Consider the following 21,624-nt stretch of genomic DNA (forward strand, 5'->3'; position numbering starts at 1 on the left):
CATGACCATAACGTCCGTTCTAGTAGCCAACCGCGGCGAAATCGCCCGACGCGTCTTCACCACCTGCCGCGCCGAGGGCATCGACACGGTCGCGGTCTTCTCCGACGCCGACGCGAATGCCCCGCACGTGCGGGAGGCCGATGCGGCCGTCCGTCTGCCCGGCAACAGTTCGGCCGAGACCTACCTGCGCGGCGAGCTCGTCATCGCCGCCGCGGTACACGCCGGAGCCGACGCCGTGCACCCGGGATACGGATTCCTCTCCGAGAACGCCGATTTCGCACAGCAGGTGCAGAACGCCGGCCTGACGTGGATCGGGCCGCCGGTCAAGGCGATCGAATTGATGGGTTCGAAGGTCGAGTCCAAGAAGATGATGGCCGACGCCGGAGTGCCGGTGCTGACCCAGCTCGATCCCGAGTCGGTCACCGAGAACGAACTGCCTGTGCTGATCAAGGCCTCCGCAGGCGGAGGCGGGCGCGGCATGCGCATCGTGCGCGACCTCGACAACCTGGACTCGGAGCTCGAAGCGGCCGGGCGCGAGGCACTCTCGGCATTCGGCGACGGAACGGTGTTCGTGGAGCGGTACATCGAGACCGGCCGACACATCGAAGTGCAGGTCATGGCGGACCGATTCGGCACGGTGTGGACGGTGGGCGAGCGTGAGTGCTCGATCCAGCGCAGGCATCAGAAGGTCGTCGAGGAGGCACCGTCGCCGCTCGTCGAACGTATCGACGGCATGCGCGAGAAGCTGTTCCATGCGGCGACCTTGGCCACCGAGGCCATCGGCTACGAGGGTGCAGGCACCGTCGAATTCCTCGCCGACGAGAAGGGCAACTTCTTCTTCCTGGAGATGAACACGCGTCTGCAGGTGGAGCATCCGGTCACCGAGTGCACGACCGGACTCGACCTGGTGGCCTTGCAGATCGGGGTCGCCGCGGGGGAGCGGTTGCCCGCCGAGCAGCCGGAGACCCGCGGACACTCCATCGAAGTTCGCCTCTACGCGGAGGATCCGGCTCATGACTGGCAGCCGCAGAGCGGTGCCGTGCACCGATTCGAGATCCCCGGTGCGCAGTTCGAGGTGCTGGACAAGTCCGGCATCAGAGTGGACTCCGGCGTCGAAACCGGCAGTGTGGTGGGAACCCACTACGACCCGATGCTCGCGAAGGTCATTTCGTTCGCGCCGACGCGGGATCAGGCAGCGAACTTGCTGGCGAAAGCGTTGCAGAAGGCCACCGTTCACGGTCTGAAGACCAATCGCGATCTACTGGTCAACATCCTGCGACACCCGGCGTTCCTGGCCGGGGACACCGACACCGCGTTCTTCGACACGCACGGGCTCGATGTCCTGGCTCAGCCGATCGCACAGGGCCGCGCCCAGGAGTTGTCCGCACTCGCAGCGGCATTGGCCGATGCCGCGAGCAACGTCCGGAACGCCCGCGTGAATCGCGGATTGCCCGGTGGCTGGCGCAATCTCCGGTCTCAACCGCAGCGCAAGACGTACAACGACATCACCGTCGAATATTCGATCGGACGCAGCGGACTCACCTCCTCGGTGGGAGGCGTCGAACTCGATGGCGTCGAACTGGTCGAGTACACGCCGACCTCGGTGACGCTCGACGACAACGGAATCCGTCGCATCTTTCAGGTGAGCAGCTACGGATCCAACGTGTTCGTCGATTCCGCACTGGGCCCGGTCGGGTTGATCAAGGCCCCGCGGTTCACCGATCCGACCGACGAGGTCGCGGCCGGTTCCTTGCTCGCACCGATGCCGGGCAGTGTCATCAGAATCGCTGCTGTGCAGGGCGATACCGTCACGGCCGGGCAGCCGATCCTGTGGCTCGAGGCGATGAAGATGGAACACACGGTGACCGCACCCGCGGACGGTGTGCTCACCGAACTGAACGTCACAGAAGGTCAACAGGTCGAAGTCGGCGCAGTGCTGGCCGTGGTAACCGAAGGAGCAGAACAATCATGAGTTTCATCGAGACCGAAGAGCAGAAGGGACTGCGCAACGCAGTCTCGTCACTGGGCAAGCGCTACAACTACATCGACTACGTTCTGCCCAAGGCGCGCAAGGGTGAGCCGCTGACCGAACTGTGGAACGAGGCGGGCAAGCTCGGTTTCCTCGGCGTCAATCTGCCCGAGGAGTACGGCGGCGGTGGCGCAGGCATCTACGAACTCGCGCTCGTGCAGGAAGAACTGGCCGCGCACGGTGCCGGTCTGCTGCTGGTCGTGGTCAGCCCGGCCATCTGCGGCACCATCATCGGCAAGTACGGCACGCCCGATCAGAAGCAGGAGTGGCTCACCGCCCTCGCCGACGGGTCCAAGATCATGGTCTTCGGCATCACCGAACCCGACGCCGGATCCAACTCGCACCAGATCACCACCACGGCGCGTCGCGACGGCGACGAGTGGTTGTTGAGGGGCAACAAAATCTACATCTCCGGTGTCGATCAGGCCGACGCGGTCCTCATCGTCGCGCGGACCGAAGATTCCAAGACCGGCAAGCTCAAGCCGGCCCTGTTCATCGTGCCCACCGACGCTCCGGGGCTGCAGAAGACGCAGATGGAGATGGACATCGTCGAGCCCGATCATCAGTTCGTGCTGTTCCTCGACGACGTTCGGCTTCCCGCCGAGGCACTCGTCGGTGAGCCCGACGCCGCCCTGATGCAGTTGTTCGCTGGACTGAACCCCGAGCGCATTCTCGGTGCCGCGATGGCTGTCGGTATGGGTCGGTACGCAATCGACGCGGCAGTCAAGTACGCCAACGAGCGCACCGTCTGGAAGACGCCGATCGGAGCGCATCAGGGTCTCGCTCATCCGTTGGCGCAGTGCAAGATCGAACTCGAACTCGCCAAGCTGATGATGCAGAAGGCCGCGGTGCTCTACGACTCCGGCGACGACTTCGGCGCTGCCGAGGCGGCGAACATGGCGAAATACGCTGCGGCCGAGGCCAGTATCAAGGCGCTCGATCAGGCGATCCAGACCCACGGTGGCGCGGGCCTGAGCAGTGAGTACGGGTTGGCTGCGATGCTCGGGGCCGCCCGCATCGCCCGTGTCGCGCCGGTGAGTCGGGAGATGATCCTCAACTTCGTGAGCCAGCACTCGCTCGGACTGCCGAGAAGCTACTGATGGCCGTTCTCGTCGAATCGAGCAAGGACACGGCGTATTTGACGTTGGATTCGCCGCAGAATCGGAACGCACTGTCGTCGGTGTTGGTCGAGGAGCTGACGGCGGGACTCATCGCTGCGGCGCACGACGACGACGTCAGAACGATCGTGCTCGGCCACACCGGTGCCACGTTCTGCGCCGGAGCCGACCTCCGAGAGGCCGGCTCGTCGCCGGAACTGCGCACCCGGCAGATGCTGGACCTGATGCGGTTGATCATCGACACCCCGAAACCTGTCGTCGTGCAGATCGACGGACATGTGCGGGCCGGCGGGATGGGGCTGGTTGCGGCGTGCGATATCGCGGTGGCCGGACCCCAGAGTTCGTTCGCGCTGACGGAGGTTCGCCTCGGCCTGGCCGCATCGGTCATCTCGGTGGCCGTGCTGCCGCGACTGAGCTCCCGGGCAGCGAGTCGCTACTTTCTCACCGGGGAGACGTTCGACGGTGCCACCGCCGAGGCGATCGGTCTGGTCACCGTGGCCGACGCCGTTCCCGCGGCAGCGGTGGCCGACTACATGATCATGTTTCGGAAGTGTTCGCCGCAGGGCCTGGCCGAGTCGAAGCTCCTCACCACGGCCGCGATCCGGCGCGAGATCGACGAACGCGGGTCGGCCGTCGCCGAGCAATCGGCCAGGTTGTTTGCGTCCGACGAGGCCCGAGAGGGGATGATGTCCTTTCTGGAGAAGAGGCCACCGTCCTGGGCGGCCGAAAAGTAGAGCGGTCGAGAAGTAGGTCGGCCGAGCGTCGGTAGGAGGGAGTACGGCGATGGTGATGGCGCGCGAACCCAAGCAGGACCGCAGCAGGGTCACGCGTCAGCGACTGCTCGAGGCGACGATCGATTCGCTCGCGGAGCAGGGCTGGGGTGCAACGACGGTCGGCGTGGTCGCCGAACGTGCGGGCGTGTCCCGCGGCGCGACCCAACACCACTTCCCGACGCGTGAGGACCTGATCACCGGAGCACTCGAGTACATGTTCGACACTCGGATGGACAGTGCTCGCCGCGAGGCGCAGGAGATTCCGGCGGGCCCCGGCCGGACGAAACTGGTGGTGGAGCGGCTCGTGGAGTACTACACCGGACCGATGTTCAAAGCGGCACTTCAGGTCTGGACGGCGGCATCGGCCGACCCCGAGTTGCGCGATCGGATCGTCCCTCTCGAAGAGCGGTTCGGTCGCCGTGCCCACCAGATGGCCGTCGAGAACCTCGGTGTCGACGACAACGATCCCGTCTCGCACCGTCTCGTCCAGGCGACCCTCGACCTCGCGCGTGGATTGGGTCTGGCCGATGTCCTGACCGACGACGCACGACGACGAGCCGAGGTCGTGCGCTCGTGGGCAGAGGTATTGGATGCGTCGTTGAACGCTCGGCTGTCCGCAGCTCCGGCGGGAGCGCTCTAGACCCACACGGTCTGCAGCACTGCGCAACCTGTGCTTGAGTCTGGCGGGTGACTTCCGAAATCGCACGCGTGTACCGCGGCCATATTTTCCACGTCGCAGGCTCGCCCACGGTGATGGACGCGGCAGCCGCGTTGGTGTCGATTCCCGACGGTGCGCTCGCGGTGTCGGATGAGGGAAATGTCGAGTTCTGTGGTGAGTTCGATTCTCTCCCAACCCAATTCGCGCAGGTCGCGGTGGTCGATCACCGACCGGGGTTTCTGCTGCCCGGTTTCGTCGACACTCACATTCACTTTCCGCAGACCTACGCCGGAGATTCCTACGGCGGCGGGCAACTGCTCGAATGGTTGAACACCTGCATCTTCCCGTCGGAGTCGCGCTTCGCCGACCCGGAGTTCGCTGCCGCTGCGGCCCGAGACTTCTGCGCCGCGCGCATCCGAGCCGGAACGACGCAGGCGATGGTGTTCGGATCGGCGTTCCCGCACGCGCAGGATTCGCTGTTCGCCGAGACGCTCGAGCACGGACTGCGGATCGTCAGCGGACGCGGGGTCCAGACCACCGGCCCGGCGTCGGCGCAGGCCCTGATCACCGGTGAGGACGAGGCCATCCGGCTGGTGTCCGACGAGATCGAGAAATGGCACGCAGCCGACACCGGCGACGTCGACACAGCGATGCTGCACGTGGCCGTCGTACCGCGGTTCTCGCTGTCGGTGACGACGGAGACGCTGAAGAACCTCGGTGAGCTCTACGATTCCGTCCGCGCGCGAGGTGTCTACTTCCACACACACCTCAACGAGAACAACCGGCCGGGAACCGGAGAGATCGACGCCACCAAGAACGCCTACGGTGTGGACACGTACCTCGACACCTACGACGGCAAGTTTCTGCCGGGCTCGCAGGTCGGCGGAAAGAGCTTCCTGGGTCGGCGCACCATCCTGGCCCACGCGGTGCACTGTCAGGACGTCGAACTCGCGCGAATGGCGGAGACAGGCACCTCCGTCGCGCACTGTCCTACCTCGCAACAGTTTCTGGGCTCGGGCACGATGCCGTGGCAGCGAACCGTCGCCGCCGGGGTGAACATCGCCATCGGTTCGGACTTCGGCGGTGGTGACGAGTGGCTGCTGCCGCAGGTTCTCGCCGATGCGTTCAAGGTGCACATCTCCGAGCCGGGCGACGCGGGTCTGTCGCTGCATCCGGCCGAACTGCTGTTCACCGGAACACTCGCCGGAGCCCGAGCGCTGGACATGGAGAACCGGATCGGCAATTTCGACGCGGGTAAGGAAGCCGACTTCGTTGTGGTCGATCCGTCCGCATGGCCGCAGCTCGCGGTGGCCGTCGACCACGGTGTCCGCGCCGACGATCCCGAGCTCGCCCGCGATCAGACCCTGTTCGCGTTGCTGATGGCGATGCGCGAACCCGCCATCGTCGGCGTCTACGTCCGGGGCCGGAAGCTCGCCGCTTCGCGGTAACGTATGGCGACTCGCGTCCACAGGATCAGGAGACACACAGGTATGGCTCGTCTGACTCGATTCGGTCTACTCGCAGCTGCGTTCGCGGCTGTGAGCACGATGGCCTTCGCGCCGGTCGCACAGGCCCAACCGCCTGCCGATGCGCCGTCCGCACCCATCGAGAACGCGCCTCCGCCCGGACCGGTTTCTGTCCCCGTCCTGCAGATCCCCAACCTCGGCGTCACCGTCGGCGGGCTCGTCGTTCCGGATCAGTGGATCGGCACGATCGAGGTCGCGAGCACCGAGACGCCGGGACAGACCCATATCTGGGGCCGCGCCGCCGAGCCGCGGATCTGCGCGTCCTACCAGAACTTCGCCAGCCTGCAGGTGGACTTCGTCAACATCGCCAACGGACGCACCGGGTCGGTGAACGCACCGATCTGCCAGCAGGGAAACGGCGTGTTCGTGCCTTCGGGCCCGGTCGTCGCGGACACCGGTAGCGGACCGATTCTGTTCACCGCTCATGTTCTGGCCTCCGGCATTCTGTTCGACATTCCGGGCGTCGGCGGATTCTCGGCCCCGTAGATGTGAGCCACTGGATGACGAGACGGTTCGCGATGGTCGTGGCGGCAACAGCGGTGCTGATCGCCGGGTGCGGCGGGGCGGAAGACGACGCTGCGCCGCCGGAGGACACTGCCCCGACCACCGCGGCATACGAGCCCGGTCCCTTCTTCGGCGAATGCGGATCGATCACCGACGCCGAGGTGCAGTCCGCGTTCGGCGCGGGCCCGTTCGCTCAGATCACCCGTAATTCCGTCGGTTGCCAGTGGGAGACGGTCGGGTTCGGCGGACCGGGTGTCAGCTTCTCCTGGTATCGCGGCAGCCCCATCGGACGCGAACGCGCCGGTTCCGAGCTGATCGGCCGTCCGGCGAAGGACATCGAGATCGACGGCAACCCCGGCTTCGAGGCCGAGCAGGGTGCGTTGTGCGAGATCGGGGTGCAATTCGGCGACGACTTCTTCCATTGGTCCATCACGTACTCCGACCAACCTGCGGCGCGCCCGCCGTGCGAGGTCGGAAACGAGCTGGCGGCATTGACAGTGGAGCGCAAGCAATGAGAATCCGACGCGTCCTCGCCGCCGCAGCGACCCTGCTGCTCGTCGCAGGCTGTTCTCAGACCGTGCAGGGCACGCCGCGGCCGGCGAGTTTCGGTGGGACCGGTGGCCGAGAATTCACCGACTTGTTGACCGAGTGCGACGCCGTCTCCGACGACCAGATCGCCGAGACCACCGGTGCCGACGCCATCGAACGCGGCTTCTTCGGGGCCATCTGCCGGTGGGATCTCGTCGGTTCCGCGGGCACGGTGAAGGTCACGTTCAACTGGTTCGAGTCCGGAACTCTGGCGGCCGAACGAGCCGCCGACGAGAAGATGATGTACACCGTCACCGACACAACGGTGCAGGGCCGCAAGGCAATCCAGGCCCAGCGTCCCGACGACTCTGCGTCGTGTGGCGTCTCGGCCGGGGCGGATCGGGACGGCATCTTCGGATGGTGGGTGCAGTACCGGCCGGACGCCGCCCATCCCGATCCGTGCCAGGCCGCCGCGAAGCTCGCCGATCTCACGCTGAACCTCAGTCGTTGATCGCGTACCCACGCGAGGGGTGTTTTGACCCGAGGTCACGCCGCCGGGTATCGTTATGGGTCGTGTCCGGCCTGCCCGGACCGTTTGTGTGCCTATGCGAGGTACAGCCGTGCGCACGTTCGCTCCAAGAGCGCGCAACCGGCTGGACGTGTGGGGGTATGCGACACACCCGACCGCGGGGTGCAAGAGACCCGCGGTAGCAGTACTGGAGCAGCAGCAGTACCGGGTGAGGAGCAGTGTTCTCTTGCTCCAACTGCTAGATCCCTGTTTATCGACACGAAGAAAGCCGGTTCATGCCAACGATCAACCAGCTGGTCCGTAAGGGACGCACCGACAAGGTTGCGAAACTGAAGACCGCTGCCCTCAAGGGCAGTCCCCAGCGCCGTGGTGTGTGCACTCGCGTGTACACCACCACCCCCAAGAAGCCGAACTCCGCTCTCCGTAAGGTCGCGCGTGTTCGCCTGACCTCCTCGGTCGAGGTCACCGCATACATCCCCGGTGAGGGTCACAATCTGCAGGAGCACTCGATGGTGCTCGTTCGCGGTGGTCGTGTGAAGGACCTCCCGGGTGTGCGTTACAAGATCATCCGCGGTTCGCTCGACACCCAGGGTGTCAAGAACCGCAAGCAGGCTCGCAGCCGCTACGGAGCCAAGAAGGAGAAGAGCTGATATGCCACGCAAGGGCCCAGCACCCAAGCGGCCGCTGATCAACGACCCGGTCTACGGATCGCCGTTGGTCACGCAGCTCGTCAACAAGATCCTCCTCGACGGCAAGAAGTCGACTGCAGAGCGCATCGTCTACCAGGCGCTCGAGCAGGCTCGCGAGAAGACCGGCACCGACCCCGTCGTCACGCTCAAGCGTGCACTCGACAACGTCAAGCCGGCCCTCGAGGTTCGCAGCCGTCGCGTCGGTGGCGCCACCTACCAGGTGCCCGTCGAGGTTCGTCCCGGCCGCTCCACCACGCTGGCACTGCGCTGGCTGGTCACGTTCTCGCGCGCTCGTCGCGAGAAGACCATGGTCGAGCGTCTGGCGAACGAGTTGCTCGACGCCAGCAACGGCCTCGGTGCCGCTGTGAAGCGCCGCGAAGACACTCACAAGATGGCCGAAGCCAACAAGGCGTTCGCCCACTACCGCTGGTGATCTCCTCGCTCGGGCGGCATCCGGAACTATCCGATGCCGCCGGAGCGTTGATCAGCTCAGGCAATACCTCTTCCAACACCAAGGCGGGTTAACTCGTGGCACAGGACGTGCTGACCGACCTCAACAAGGTCCGCAACATCGGCATCATGGCCCACATCGATGCCGGCAAGACCACCACTACCGAACGCATCCTCTTCTACACCGGTATCTCGTACAAGATCGGTGAAGTTCACGATGGCGCAGCCACCATGGACTGGATGGAGCAGGAGCAGGAGCGTGGCATCACGATCACCTCTGCTGCCACGACGTGCTTCTGGAACGACAACCAGATCAACATCATCGACACCCCCGGTCACGTCGACTTCACCGTCGAGGTGGAGCGCTCGCTCCGCGTCCTCGACGGCGCAGTCGCAGTGTTCGACGGCAAAGAGGGCGTCGAGCCGCAGTCCGAGCAGGTCTGGCGTCAGGCCGACAAGTACGACGTACCGCGCATCTGCTTCGTCAACAAGATGGACAAGCTCGGCGCGGACTTCTACTACACCGTGCAGACCATCATCGATCGTCTCGGTGCCAAGCCGCTGGTCATCCAGCTGCCCATCGGCGCAGAGAACGACTTCGAGGGCGTCATCGACCTCGTGCAGATGAAGGCTCTCGTGTGGAGTGGCGAGACCAAGCTCGGCGAGAAGTACGAGATCCAGGAGATCCCGGAACACCTCAAGGAGCGCGCGGACGAGTACCGCACCCAGCTGCTCGAGACCGTCGCCGAGTCCGACGAAGCGCTTCTGGAGAAGCACTTCGGTGGCGAAGAGCTCACGGTCGACGAGATCAAGGCTGCCATCCGCAAGATGACGGTCAACAGCGAGCTGTACCCGATCCTGTGTGGATCCGCGTTCAAGAACAAGGGCGTTCAGCCCATGCTCGACGCGGTCATCGACTACCTCCCGTCTCCCCTCGACGTTGCCGAGACCATCGGGCACGCCGTCGGCGACGAGGAGAAGGAGATCACTCGCAAGCCGTCCGCAGACGAGCCGTTCGCAGCTCTCGCGTTCAAGATCGCGACCCACCCCTTCTTCGGCAAGCTGACCTACGTCCGGGTGTACTCGGGCAAGGTCGACTCCGGCGCTCAGGTCATCAACTCGACCAAGGGCAAGAAGGAGCGTCTGGGCAAGCTCTTCCAGATGCACTCCAACAAGGAGAACGCGATCGCGACCGCATCTGCCGGTCACATCTACGCCGTCATCGGCCTCAAGGACACCACGACGGGTGACACGCTCTGCGATCCGCAGAACCAGATCATCCTCGAGTCCATGAGCTTCCCGGACCCGGTCATCCAGGTCTCGATCGAGCCGAAGACCAAGTCCGACCAGGAGAAGCTGGGAACAGCGATCCAGAAGCTCGCCGAAGAGGATCCCACCTTCTCGGTGAAGCTGGACGAGGACACCGGCCAGACCGTCATCGGCGGAATGGGCGAGCTGCACCTCGACATCCTCGTCGACCGTATGCGTCGCGAGTTCAAGGTCGAGGCCAACGTCGGTAAGCCGCAGGTCGCGTACCGCGAGACCATCCGCAAGACGGTCGACAAGCACGACTACACCCACAAGAAGCAGACCGGTGGCTCCGGCCAGTTCGCGAAGGTCATCATCAAGCTCGAGCCTTTCGAGGGCGAAGACGGTGCGACCTACGAGTTCGAGAACAAGGTCTCCGGTGGTCGTGTGCCCAGGGAGTACATCCCCTCGGTCGACGCAGGTGCTCAGGACGCCATGCAGTACGGTGTTCTCGCCGGATACCCCCTGGTCAACGTCAAGGTCACACTGCTCGACGGTGCGTACCACGACGTCGACTCGTCGGAAATGGCCTTCAAGGTCGCCGGCTCACAAGCGTTCAAGGAAGCTGCTCGCAAGGCCAGCCCCGTCATCCTCGAACCCGTCATGGCCGTCGAGGTCATCACTCCCGAGGATTACATGGGTGAGGTCATCGGCGACCTGAACTCCCGCCGTGGTCAGATCCAGGCCATGGAGGAACGCAGCGGTGCCCGTATCGTCAAGGCATTGGTTCCGCTGTCGGAGATGTTCGGCTACATCGGAGACCTTCGGTCGAAGACGCAGGGCCGCGCTAACTACTCCATGGTCTTCGATTCCTACGCAGAAGTTCCTGCGAACGTCTCGAAGGAAATCATCGCGAAGGCGACCGGAGAGTAACTCTCTTCAGCTGCTGGACCACGCTCGACCTGTAATAAGTAACAACACATACGCGTGCTTGCCCCGTCGGGGCCGGCACAGATCAGTCCAGGAGGACACACAGTGGCGAAGGCGAAGTTCGATCGGACGAAGCCGCACGTCAACATCGGCACCATCGGTCACGTTGACCACGGTAAGACGACGCTGACGGCTGCAATCACCAAGGTTCTGCACGACAAGTTCCCGGACCTGAACGAGGCCTCGGCTTTCGATCAGATCGACAAGGCTCCGGAGGAGAAGGCTCGTGGTATCACGATCAACATCTCCCACGTCGAGTACCAGACCGAGAAGCGCCACTACGCGCACGTCGATGCACCGGGTCACGCCGACTACATCAAGAACATGATCACCGGCGCGGCACAGATGGACGGCGCAATCCTGGTCGTTGCAGCAACCGACGGCCCGATGCCGCAGACCCGCGAGCACGTGCTGCTCGCCCGCCAGGTCGGTGTTCCGTACATCCTGGTCGCACTGAACAAGGCCGACATGGTCGACGACGACGAGATCATCGAGCTCGTCGAGATGGAGGTCCGCGAGCTCCTCGCTTCGCAGGAGTTCGACGAGGACGCACCGGTCATCAAGGTCTCCGCACTCAAGGCACTCGAGGGTGACGAGAAGTGGGGCGAGTCGGTTCTGGAGCTCATGCAGGCCGTCGACGATTCCGTGCCGGACCCCGTCCGTGAGACCGACAAGCCGTTCCTGATGCCCGTCGAGGACGTCTTCACCATCACCGGTCGTGGCACCGTGGTCACCGGACGTATCGAGCGCGGCTCGGTCAACGTCAACGAAGAGGTCGAGATCGTCGGCATCCGCCCCGGCTCGACCAAGACCACCGTCACCGGAATCGAAATGTTCCGCAAGCTGCTCGACTCGGGTCAGGCAGGCGACAACGTCGGCCTCCTCGTTCGTGGCATCAAGCGCGAAGACGTCGAGCGTGGACAGGTCATCATCAAGCCGGGCACCACGACTCCCCACACGGAGTTCGAGGGCAACGCTTACATCCTCTCGAAGGACGAGGGCGGCCGCCACACGCCGTTCTTCAACAACTACCGCCCGCAGTTCTACTTCCGTACCACGGACGTTACGGGCGTCGTGACCCTTCCCGAGGGCACCGAGATGGTCATGCCCGGTGACAACACCGAGATGTCCGTCACGCTGATCCAGCCGGTCGCCATGGATGTCGGCCTGCGTTTCGCAATCCGTGAGGGCGGTCGTACCGTCGGAGCCGGTCGCGTCACGAAGATCATCAAGTGATCTAGTTCCACCAGCTGTACCGCAGCGGCACTCACCCGAAAGGGTGGGTGCCGCTTTTGCGTGCGCCCCCCGTTGGCGTCAATGGACCATTGTCGCGGTCAGACGTATGCAGTGGTTCATTCACGTGGTCCGAGGTGTGCCACCCACGGTGGGTGAATGGACCCTCGCACCGCTCAGACGTATGCAGTGGTCCATTGACGCGGCCCGAGGTGGCACCCGAAAAATGGGACGCATCGGGCTCGGCTGTCCCGTAACGTCGCTGCGGTGCTACTGACCGTGACTGCAAATGCCACAACCGATTTCCCGGACGCCTCCGACATCGGGTATTTGTTGCACAAGCACCCCGATCGCGTGCAAACGCGAAACCTGCCGATGGGCAACACGACCGTGCTGTACCCGGAAGTCTCGGCCACGCGCACCACAGTCGCAGTTCTCGCCGATACCGACGCCGCCTCGGGACTGGCGGTGGCTCTGTCTAGGCTGTTCAAGCAGACGCTGGCCGGCGTGTGCGGCCACAGACCCGAACTGGTCTCTGCTGCAATCGATCTGACTATTGCGCTACCTGCCGCGCCGTCGCGTGGTGCCGGTGATCTCGCGTCGCGGATGTTCGGTCCGCTCGGGTGGGGCGTTCAGGCGACGCCCATTCCGCTCGATTCGACGCAACCGCAGTGGGGCGACTCCGAATACATCGACCTCGTTCTCACCGGCACGTTCACACTGTCGGCTGCGCTGCGGCAACTGTACGTTCTTCTTCCGGTCCTCGACGACGCCAAGCACTACTGGGTGGGCGAGGACGAGGCCGACAAGCTCGTTCAAGCAGCAGGGGATTGGCTGGGAGATCACCCTGAGTCGGCATTGATCGCCTCCCGCTACCTGGCGCACCGTCGCGAACTGGTGGCGTCGGCGTTGGACCGGCTCGTCCCGGATGTGCCCGACGACGTTGCCACGCCGAGAGATCCGTCGTTGGCCGAGCAGCGGGTGCGTGCCGTACTGGCGGCTCTGGCAGGCGTCGGCGCGAAGTCGGTGATCGATCTCGGTTGCGGTGAGGGCCGCCTGCTGCGAGAGCTGTTCGCAACCAACGATTTCGAGCGTATTGTCGGTGCCGACGTGAGTGATCGCGCACTTGCCAAGGCTCAGCGCAGGCTGCGTCTGGACGACATGTCCGATCGGCAGCGCGCTCGGATCGAGCTGGTCCAGTCCTCGGCCACGTACCGCGACGTTCGGTTGCACGGATTCGACGCAATGGTGCTCATGGAGGTCATCGAACACGTCGACCTCGACCGGATCCCGGCGCTGGTGCGTTCGGTGTTTCTTCAGGCGCGTCCGCGTACGGTTCTCGTCACCACACCCAACTCCGAGTACAACGTGCTCTATCCCGGCCTCGAACCGGGAGCTTTCCGTCACGTCGATCACCGATTCGAGTTCACCCGCGCGCAGTTCGAGCAATGGTGCTCGTCGGTGGCACGTGAACACGCCTATGCGGTGCGCGTCGAGGGAATCGGCTCCGTCGACGACATGCACGGCACCCCGACCCAGATGGCCGTATTCACCCGAGAGGAGCAGTCCCGATGAGTACCTTCGACATTCCGGATCGGTCCCTCGTCGTACTCGTGGGTATCAGCGGCTCCGGTAAGTCGTCGTTCGCCGCGCAGCACTTCGGTCCGTACGAGACGGTGTCCAGTGATGCCTGCCGAGGCATGGTGAGCAACGACCCCAATCTGCAGAGCGCAACCAAGGACGCGTTCGCGCTGCTGGAATTCCTGGTCGCAACCAGGCTTCGGGCCGGTCTGCTCACCGTCGTCGACGCGACGAACGTCCAACCGGCTGCGCGTAGAGCACTGATCGCGTTGGCTCGTGAACACGATGTACTCCCGGTGGCCGTCGTACTCGATGTGCCGGAATCTGTGTGTGCACAGCGGAATGCCGAACGAACCGACAGGACGTTCGGCCGAGAAGTGCTGCGTCGCCAGCAGTCCCAGTTGCAGCGCTCGATGCGAGGGCTGTCCAAGGAAGGTTTCCGCTCGGTCCACGTACTCGACGGTGTCGAGGCGGTTGCGTCGGCGACGTTCGTTCGCACCCTGCTGCGCAGTGATCGTCGCAACCTGACCGGGCCCTTCGACGTGATCGGCGACATCCACGGCTGCCTCGCCGAACTCGAAAGTTTGCTCGTAACAATGGGTTACGCGATCGACCGGGACGATGACGGCCGCCCGGTCGGTGCGACGCCGCCGCCTGGTCGTACCGCGGTGTTCGTCGGCGATTATGTCGATCGCGGACCGGACTCGGTGGGAGTCCTGCGGCTCGTTATGGGAATGGTCGGTTCCGGAACGGCATTGGCAGTTCCGGGTAACCACGAGAACAAGCTCGTCAAAGCACTGCGTGGGCGGAAGGTGATCACCTCGCACGGTCTGGCCGAGACCCTCGAACAGCTCGAATCGGAATCCGACGAGTTCCGCCGGGAGGTTCTCGAGTTCTGCGACGGCCTCGTCGCGCACCTCGTGCTCGACGGCGGCAAGCTCGTCGTGGCGCACGCCGGACTGATCGAGAAGTACCACAACAGGGCGTCGGGCAGGGTTCGAAGCTTTGCTCTCTACGGAGATACCACCGGCGAGACCGACGAATTCGGCTTGCCGGTGCGGTATCCGTGGGCGCAGGACTATCGGGGCTCGGCGACCGTGCTGTACGGGCACACGCCGGTGCCGGAAGTGGAGTGGGAGAACAACACTGCGTGCCTCGATACAGGATGCGTCTTCGGTGGGAAGCTCACGGCGCTGCGCTATCCGGAGCGTGAGGTGGTGTCGGTTCCGGCCGAGAAGGTCTGGTACGAGCCTGCCCGCCCGATGGGCACGTTCACGCGGGATGCGGCATCGCTCGATCTGTCCGACGTCATCGGCCCGACTGGCGTCGAGACGTCGCTGCGTGGACGGGTATCGGTTCGGCCGGAGAACGCCGCGGGCGCACTGGAAGTGATGAGTCGGTTCGCGCTGGCTCCGCAGTGGCTGCACTATCTGCCGCCGACGATGGCTCCGAGTGCAACATCGGAGCGCGAGGATTATCTCGAGTATCCGACCGAGGCATTCGACGCGTATCGCGCGCTCGGTGCGTCGACGGTGATCTGCGAGGAGAAGCACATGGGCTCGCGGGTGGTTGTTGTGGTGTGTCGAGATTCAGCCACCGCTCGAAAGAAGTTCGATGCGCCGGAGGGAGTGCTCGGCACCGCGTACACGCGGACGGGTCGTCCGGTGTTCGACGAGTCGCTCACCGGCGAGATGATCTCCGGGGTGTCCGACGCGATCGAGAAGGCCGGTGTGTGGGACGAATTGGTCTCGAGCTGGCTGATTCTCGATTGTGAACTGATGCCGTGGTCCGCCAAAGCGGAGGGCCTGATCAAGACCGAGTACGCCGCGGTCGCCGCGGTGTCCAGGGCGAATCTCGGGGCCGAAGCTGCGGTGCTGGCGGCGGCCGGAGCGCGGGGTCTTGCTGTGCAGGAGTTGCAGGAACGCAACACCGTTCGGCAGGGCAACCTGGGCGAGTTCACCGACGCGTATCGCCGGTACATCTGGCCGACGGACGGACTCGACGGAGTTCGGATCGCGCCGTTTCAGGTGCTGGCGTCGAACGTCGAGACGTATGCGGATCGTCCGCACACGTGGCACCTCGACGTTGCCGACCGATTGGTAGCGGCAGCCCCTGAGGTGTTCGCCACCACCCGGAGAATCGAGGTCGATCTGTTCAACCCGGGTTCGCTTGCGGCAGCGGAGAAATGGTGGGAGGAGTTGACGGCGAAGGGCGGCGAGGGCATGGTCGTCAAACCGGCAGCGAACGCTCCGCGCGGAAAGATGCAGCCCGGCACGAAGGTTCGCGGCCGGGAGTACCTTCGGCTGATCTACGGTGCCGACTACACCGACCCGGATCGACTGACTGCACTGCGCAACCGAAACGTGGGACACAAGCAGTCGATGGCGCTACGCGAGTATGCGCTGGGAATGGAAGCACTGGATCGGTCGGTGCGCGGTGAGCCGCTGTATCGCATCCACCAGGCCGTGTTTGCGGTCCTGGCACTGGAATCCGAGCCGGTCGACCCGCGGTTGTAGGTGCTGGGCAGTGGTGTGGTCGAGTGCCACCTGGGGCCCTCGATCACACCACTGCCGCAGGCACTAACCCCTCGGCGACGAGAACGGACTGATGCCTGCGCTGATCGGTGCCGCAATTGCTGCAACGACGGCTATGGACGCCCAGAACGTCGGTGAGTCCAGCATCAGACCGCCTGCGAGACCACACACTGCGACGACGACGCCGCATCCCACCAGCAGTCCCGACCCGACCGTGACGTGAGCGAGGTGGTCTCGCGTCGGATCACGTCGGGCTGCGAGCCACACCATCGTTCCCGAGGTGACGAAGGCCAGAGGGGCGAAGAAGAAGAGGGAGCTACCACCGAGCTTCGACGAGACACTGACGATCAACAGCACGGCTCCGAATGCCACAGGGGCGGCGAGGGGCATCCCGCCGGACCATCGCTCGAACTTGTTTCGGGTGGGAGCTGTCATGGCAATCGTTCCTTTCCTGGGGAGAAGGGCATGTCAGAGTAGGTACTCCGCGAATATTCCGCCGCCGCAGGACAATGCCGCGATCAGGCCGACTCGCCTCAGGACGAACTTGGCCGCCTTGTCCCACGAGTTCACTTGGCTTTCGATCGCCTCCCAAGCACCGACTGCGCCGAAGAAGTCGATTCCGAGGCAGGCACCGACTACTCGCTTGATTTCATCGGTGACTCCACGCGCCTGAGGTCCCGTGGGAGTCGGCTGCCTGTCGAGGACCTTGCCGGTCTCGTCGACGATCGTCACAGTCGCATCATCGCTGATCTGAAAGCCGGCTGTGCCGGCGGGGAGTGGATTGCGTCCCTGTTCTGCCAGCGAAGCATTGAGCGAGGCAACTTCTTCTGCGCTCACGGGGACGAATTCCTCGACGGTGGAGGACACAGCGGGTGGCGCGGGTTGAGCAAGAGCAACAGCGGCCCCGCTCATCGACGTCACGGCGATCATCGAGCCGGCGATCAGGGCGATGGAGGCGGTGCGAGTCCGAGCAGAAATGCGGTTCATGATGTCTCCCGTTCGTGAGTATGGGGCGATTCGGCGACGTGATGCCGGCTGTCGTTCGGACCGAGCCGGGTGCAGTGCCACAACGGATCTGGGCCGGTTGCGTACTCGATGGGATCGGCCTGGAACGAGAGCGCACGCTCGTCCGGCGATCTGCAATTGTGCGGACCATCCCGAGAGAGACAAGGTAGGTCGCGGGTTACGCCTCGTTGACCGAGTCTTTGCGTAATACACCGAACTTTAAACCCGTTGGTGCCGAAGCGCCAGCGCTGCGCGCGATCAGATGCAGGCCTCGGTCACCGTCACCAGCGCGAGCCGAGGTTCTGTATCGTCAGGGAGAATCGGCAGAGCACAAGCGGTCACCGTGTGCGTGGTGTAACCGCCGTCTCGGTCTCTGAATCGGACGGTAATGCTCGGTTCGTCTCCTGCTCCGCCTGCCCGGGACACTGATTTCGCGAGTGTTTCGACTGCTCCGTCGTCGTCCGGGTGCACTCGCGGTCGGGGGTCGGTCGGGTCGAGATTCCAGGCGATGGACGGCGGCGGCGGCCCGTGCCAGTACAAGGTTTCCAACGTGCACAGATCGACTATTGCGGTGTGGCGTCGTGCGGTGGCAGAGGCACCGGCTACGAGCCCGCTCATCGTTTCCTGGACTCCGGTAGGGGATGGATAGTTCATGACGAACGGACCGCGGTCGATTGCAATGCCGCGCAGATAGCGACCTTCGCCTTCGACGGTAGTGTGCGCCAGCACCCGAATTCGATGTAACTCGTCCGTGGTCCAACGCTGGGTGGCGTCGAGATCCACTGCGTCGCCGACTGCGCTGGATACCAGCATCGCGAGGACGTCGGTGGCTCGCAATCCGAAATCCAACGTCGCCATCGCTTCTGCTACCGACAAGTGCGCCACATCGGCATTCAGCGCCGGGGAGTCCTTGGAGTGGGCAGTGCCGCGAGTCAGATTCCAGCGAAAGGCCCAAGCATTCGACGGCGGGGAGTCGCACGTGCCTGGATGCAGTCTGGCCCATACCGCCTGGACCGTACCGTCGTCCCCACGAATCGGACGGGCCGAGACGTACCTGCCCGACCCGCATTCGATGTCCACATCCCTGCCCGATTCTGCACACCGAGAAACCGCATCACGTGCGTGGATCGAGTCGGACGACCTCCTCAGGAACACCGCCATGGGAACCTTGCTCTTCTGCGTTGTCCCTACAGCCACCACGCACGCCGCCGAATCCGGTTCGAGAAGAATCAACAGCCAATCGCCGTTTCTACGCCCCATCGAGGCGGACTCCCTTCCACTCGAGTCGAGCTCCACGGATCTTCCCTGCTTCGGGTCGTGTACCGACACCGTACCGGTGAATCCGACAGAAGGGACAGGTGGCCGGGCCCGTCGCAGTGCCGCGCTACCCTCGCTTGTCGACGTGCAGTTGAATGCGGGTGGCGACGTGTGTATCGGCGAGTGATTCGGCCACGAAGGCGGCTCGTGATTCGGCTCGGGCGGTGAATGCGACGACATCGAAATCTGCTGCAGCATAGATGGATACAGCAACAGTGGGCATCCCGCGATCGTCGATCGCCGTACCGCGGGCGCGTCGAACACCGGGGAACTCGGCCAACTCGGCGGCGACGCCCGTGGCGATGGCGCTCAGATCCACGTGCGCCGAGAAATGGGGCTCCTCGATGACGCTTGCTGTTCCGGTCGTGCGCGGAGAGAAGTTGCCGATCAACAGGAGCAGCGCCGCGACCACTGCGATGCAGACAACCACAGCCAGCGTCGGCACCCACCAGCCCTGTTCCGGTAGTTCCGAAATCCGTGCGCGGTCGAAGCGAGACAGCGTTTCTCGCGCCCACGGAACGTCGTAGTGCCAGGCAAGCGCGAATCCGCCACCCGCGATCAACCCCACCCCGGCCACGATGGCAAGGAGTCGATCGACACCGGCGACGAACGTCTTCATCACGACACCCTCGTCGGAGCTGCCACCGACTGCTTCACCGTCAGGCGTCGCCCGCCCGCAGCAACCGACAGTGTCGGAGCGAGTGCCTCGCGCACGTCGACGTCGACCCGGTCGGCACCGTAAGCAGCATCCCGCTCGACTCGCACCTCGATCTTCCTGCGCGTGACGACGGTGTGTGCGTCCACCACTCCGCGCGTGGACTGCGCTGCAGCACTGCACAATCGGGCGATATCCGTGGCTGTGGCCCAGACCGTGGACGCGCCCAGGCCGGAATGCGTCTTCGTCCGCGGCTTGACCCCGATGAACACGAGGATGAGCCCGGCGACGACGGCGGCGATCGAGGCGGCGATCATCCAACTCTGCCAGTGCAATCCGGCTGTCCAGGACACAGCGTCGGCGATCCATCGACGTCCGCCGAGGTGGCCGTGCGCGATCAGGAACTCCCTACCGGCGACGAAGGCGAGACCGAGAAGCGCGAATCCGAACAACAGTGCCACCGGCATCGCGGCGGGCCCGGCCGTGGGTGGACGAGGTGGAATCGCTTGCGATTCTTCGGTATCCGACATCGACGAGGAACCGGTGTCCAGTGTGGCGTCCGATACCAGGACGTTCACTCGATGCACGTGCAGCCCCGTCATCGTCGCCAACGCGGCCTCGACGGTGGCGTGTACCGACTCGGTCACCTCGGTGATCTGCGACGGCCAGGTCACACCGATGTAGAGGTTGACTGCGATCGTGTCCTCGCCGAGGGTGACGTCGGCGCGGGGGAGTTCTCGACCCGTCAGTCGCGAGAAGCCGCCGGTGGTGCGCGTGACCCGAGGATCCTTCAGTGCCGCCGCGATGGCGGTCCGAGAAATGGCCCGATCCTTGATCTCGACGCTGCCACGCATCTCGCGGCCGTCGTTGACCTCGTCGGGTCCAGCCTGCGTCATCACCGAGAATCCTTTGCGCCGGTCGCGGGTCGCTGTGGTGCGGCACGCGCTCCACAACTGTAGTGACGACCGTCTGCGGATGATGTCACGAGAGTAATTGTTCCTGGCATACTGCCACCGTGTCGGAAATTGTGCGGGTGACCGCGTCGGATATTGCGTCGGCCGAGGAGCTGCTGGAGCCGGTCATGCGCCGGACCCCCGTGGTGGCCTCGCGAATTCTGTCGGACCTCACCGGCCACGAGGTGCGCCTCAAGTGCGAGAACCTGCAGCGCACCGGATCGTTCAAGCCGCGCGGGGCGTACAACCGCATCGCCCGGCTCGACGCCGAGCAGCGTGCACGCGGGGTCGTCGCGGCCAGTGCCGGCAATCATGCGCAGGGCGTCGCCTGGGCGGCGTCGCAGGTGGGGATCGACTCGACCGTGTTCATGCCGGTCGGAGTGTCGCTACCCAAGCTCGTCGCCACCAAGGCCTACGGCGCAACGGTTCATCTGGTGGGCAACACGGTGGACGAGGCACTGAAGTCGGCGCGGGAGTTCGCCGAACGCACCGGTGCCACTCTCATTCATCCGTTCGACCATCTCGACATCGTCGCGGGGCAGGCGACGCTCGGTACCGAACTGCTCCAACAGATGCCGGACGTCGGCACCATCGTGATTCCCACCGGCGGTGGGGGACTGCTGGCAGGCGTCGCCGCGGCGGTCAAGCTGACCAAACCCGATATCAGGATCGTCGGGGTACAGGCCGAGGGTGCTGCCGCATGGCCGGCGTCGCTGAAGGCGGGCCATCCCATCGCGTTGACATCGATGTCGACGATGGCCGACGGCATCGCGATCGGCCTGCCCGGATCGGTGCCGTTCGATCACGTGCAGGGCTGGGTCGACGACGTGGTGACCGTGAGCGAGGATGCGCTCTCTCGCGCGTTGGTGCTGTGCATCGAGCGAGCGAAACTCATCGTGGAGCCGGCGGGTGCTGCGGCGGTGGCAGCGCTGATGACGCATTCCGCGGACGAACTCGGATTGACCGGCTCCGTGTGTGCCGTCCTCTCCGGCGGGAACATCGACCCGCTACTGCTCACCCACGTGATCACCCACGGTCTCCGGGCGGGTGGACGTTATCTCGCTGTACGCGTGACCATTTCGGACAAGCCGGGCGGACTCACCGGCGTACTCGGAGTGGTGCGTGATGCCGGGGCCAGCGTCGTCGACGTCGTCCACTCCCGTACCGGCGGACGCCTGGGGCTCGAGGAGGTCGATGTGATGCTGACGGTCGAGACCCGCGGACCCGACCATCGAGGTTCGGTGCTCGATGCCTTGGGTGCGGCCGGCTACGCGGTGCACGTCGAGAACTGACCCGATGATCGA

The 21,624-nt window shown here is 64.6% G+C and carries 20 protein-coding genes; 15 read left to right on the forward strand and 5 right to left on the reverse strand.

Annotated elements, in window-relative coordinates; translation table 11 throughout:
• Position 1: 1 nt before the first annotated feature.
• The 14 genes from CH296_RS15880 to CH296_RS15945 all read left to right on the forward strand — a co-directional run bounded on the left by CH296_RS15880 (position 2) and on the right by CH296_RS15945 (position 16,372).
• Complete coding sequence (locus CH296_RS15880) at positions 2-1,972, forward strand: biotin carboxylase N-terminal domain-containing protein (protein ID WP_094685169.1); 1,971 nt, start codon at positions 2-4, stop codon at positions 1,970-1,972.
• Positions 1,969-3,129 (forward strand): acyl-CoA dehydrogenase family protein, encoded by a 1,161-nt coding sequence (locus CH296_RS15885; RefSeq protein ID WP_032394005.1) that lies wholly within the window; start codon positions 1,969-1,971, stop codon positions 3,127-3,129. Before CH296_RS15880 ends, CH296_RS15885 begins: the two co-directional genes overlap by 4 nt.
• Positions 3,129-3,881: an enoyl-CoA hydratase family protein gene (locus CH296_RS15890; protein ID WP_094685170.1), complete on the forward strand. Its 753-nt coding sequence runs from the start codon at positions 3,129-3,131 to the stop codon at positions 3,879-3,881. Before CH296_RS15885 ends, CH296_RS15890 begins: the two co-directional genes overlap by 1 nt.
• Before the next feature lie 55 nt (positions 3,882-3,936).
• A complete protein-coding gene (locus CH296_RS15895; protein ID WP_032394207.1) occupies positions 3,937-4,560 on the forward strand; it encodes a TetR/AcrR family transcriptional regulator in 624 nt (207 codons plus the stop codon).
• Positions 4,561-4,673: 113 nt separating this feature from the next.
• Positions 4,674-6,026: an amidohydrolase family protein gene (locus tag CH296_RS15900; RefSeq protein ID WP_373557288.1), complete on the forward strand. Its 1,353-nt coding sequence runs from the start codon at positions 4,674-4,676 to the stop codon at positions 6,024-6,026.
• 42 nt (positions 6,027-6,068) lie between these two features.
• Positions 6,069-6,590, forward strand: coding sequence for a hypothetical protein (locus CH296_RS15905; RefSeq protein ID WP_094685171.1), 522 nt, complete (start codon positions 6,069-6,071; stop codon positions 6,588-6,590).
• A gap of 14 nt (positions 6,591-6,604) precedes the next feature.
• Positions 6,605-7,123 (forward strand): DUF3558 domain-containing protein, encoded by a 519-nt coding sequence (locus CH296_RS15910; protein WP_032394208.1) that lies wholly within the window; start codon positions 6,605-6,607, stop codon positions 7,121-7,123.
• On the forward strand, positions 7,120-7,647 hold the full coding sequence (locus CH296_RS15915) for a DUF3558 domain-containing protein (RefSeq protein ID WP_094685172.1): 528 nt from the start codon (positions 7,120-7,122) through the stop codon (positions 7,645-7,647). Before CH296_RS15910 ends, CH296_RS15915 begins: the two co-directional genes overlap by 4 nt.
• Positions 7,648-7,940: 293 nt before the next feature.
• Positions 7,941-8,315: a 30S ribosomal protein S12 gene (gene rpsL, locus CH296_RS15920; protein WP_008714048.1), complete on the forward strand. Its 375-nt coding sequence runs from the start codon at positions 7,941-7,943 to the stop codon at positions 8,313-8,315.
• Between the two features lies 1 nt (position 8,316).
• Positions 8,317-8,787 carry a 30S ribosomal protein S7 gene (gene rpsG / locus CH296_RS15925; protein ID WP_003941856.1) on the forward strand — a complete coding sequence of 157 codons (471 nt, stop codon included), beginning with the start codon at positions 8,317-8,319 and terminating at the stop codon, positions 8,785-8,787.
• Between the two features lie 95 nt (positions 8,788-8,882).
• Positions 8,883-10,985 (forward strand): elongation factor G, encoded by a 2,103-nt coding sequence (gene fusA, locus CH296_RS15930; RefSeq protein ID WP_045199098.1) that lies wholly within the window; start codon positions 8,883-8,885, stop codon positions 10,983-10,985.
• A gap of 102 nt (positions 10,986-11,087) precedes the next feature.
• The gene (gene tuf / locus CH296_RS15935; RefSeq protein ID WP_008714056.1) at positions 11,088-12,278 is read left to right on the forward strand and encodes an elongation factor Tu; all 1,191 of its coding nucleotides are present in this window, start codon (positions 11,088-11,090) and stop codon (positions 12,276-12,278) included.
• A gap of 276 nt (positions 12,279-12,554) precedes the next feature.
• Positions 12,555-13,850 (forward strand): 3' terminal RNA ribose 2'-O-methyltransferase Hen1, encoded by a 1,296-nt coding sequence (locus tag CH296_RS15940; RefSeq protein WP_256980473.1) that lies wholly within the window; start codon positions 12,555-12,557, stop codon positions 13,848-13,850.
• On the forward strand, positions 13,847-16,372 hold the full coding sequence (locus CH296_RS15945; protein WP_094685174.1) for a polynucleotide kinase-phosphatase: 2,526 nt from the start codon (positions 13,847-13,849) through the stop codon (positions 16,370-16,372). The genes CH296_RS15940 and CH296_RS15945 overlap by 4 nt, the downstream gene beginning before the upstream one ends.
• 63 nt (positions 16,373-16,435) lie before the next feature.
• On the opposite strand, the gene CH296_RS15950 is transcribed toward CH296_RS15945, so the two are convergent.
• The 5 genes from CH296_RS15950 to CH296_RS15970 form a co-directional block, all read right to left on the reverse strand.
• Positions 16,436-16,825: a hypothetical protein gene (locus tag CH296_RS15950; protein ID WP_094629540.1), complete on the reverse strand. Its 390-nt coding sequence runs from the start codon at positions 16,823-16,825 to the stop codon at positions 16,436-16,438.
• 33 nt (positions 16,826-16,858) lie between these two features.
• A complete protein-coding gene (locus CH296_RS15955) occupies positions 16,859-17,377 on the reverse strand; it encodes a hypothetical protein (protein ID WP_141214765.1) in 519 nt (172 codons plus the stop codon).
• A 276-nt stretch (positions 17,378-17,653) separates the two neighbouring features.
• Complete coding sequence (locus tag CH296_RS15960; protein ID WP_094629542.1) at positions 17,654-18,655, reverse strand: GAF domain-containing protein; 1,002 nt, start codon at positions 18,653-18,655, stop codon at positions 17,654-17,656.
• Between the two features lie 124 nt (positions 18,656-18,779).
• Complete coding sequence (locus CH296_RS15965) at positions 18,780-19,331, reverse strand: hypothetical protein (protein ID WP_094685175.1); 552 nt, start codon at positions 19,329-19,331, stop codon at positions 18,780-18,782.
• A complete protein-coding gene (locus CH296_RS15970) occupies positions 19,331-20,263 on the reverse strand; it encodes a DUF6286 domain-containing Asp23/Gls24 family envelope stress response protein (protein WP_094685176.1) in 933 nt (310 codons plus the stop codon). Before CH296_RS15970 ends, CH296_RS15965 begins: the two co-directional genes overlap by 1 nt.
• A 185-nt stretch (positions 20,264-20,448) precedes the next feature.
• On the opposite strand from CH296_RS15970, the gene ilvA reads away from it, so the two are divergent.
• A complete protein-coding gene (ilvA, locus tag CH296_RS15975) occupies positions 20,449-21,612 on the forward strand; it encodes a threonine ammonia-lyase (RefSeq protein WP_217901372.1) in 1,164 nt (387 codons plus the stop codon).
• Positions 21,613-21,624 lie beyond the last annotated feature (12 nt).

The sequence above is a fragment of the Rhodococcus sp. 14-2496-1d genome (assembly GCF_002259365.1).
Taxonomy (GTDB): Bacteria; Actinomycetota; Actinomycetes; order Mycobacteriales; family Mycobacteriaceae; genus Rhodococcoides.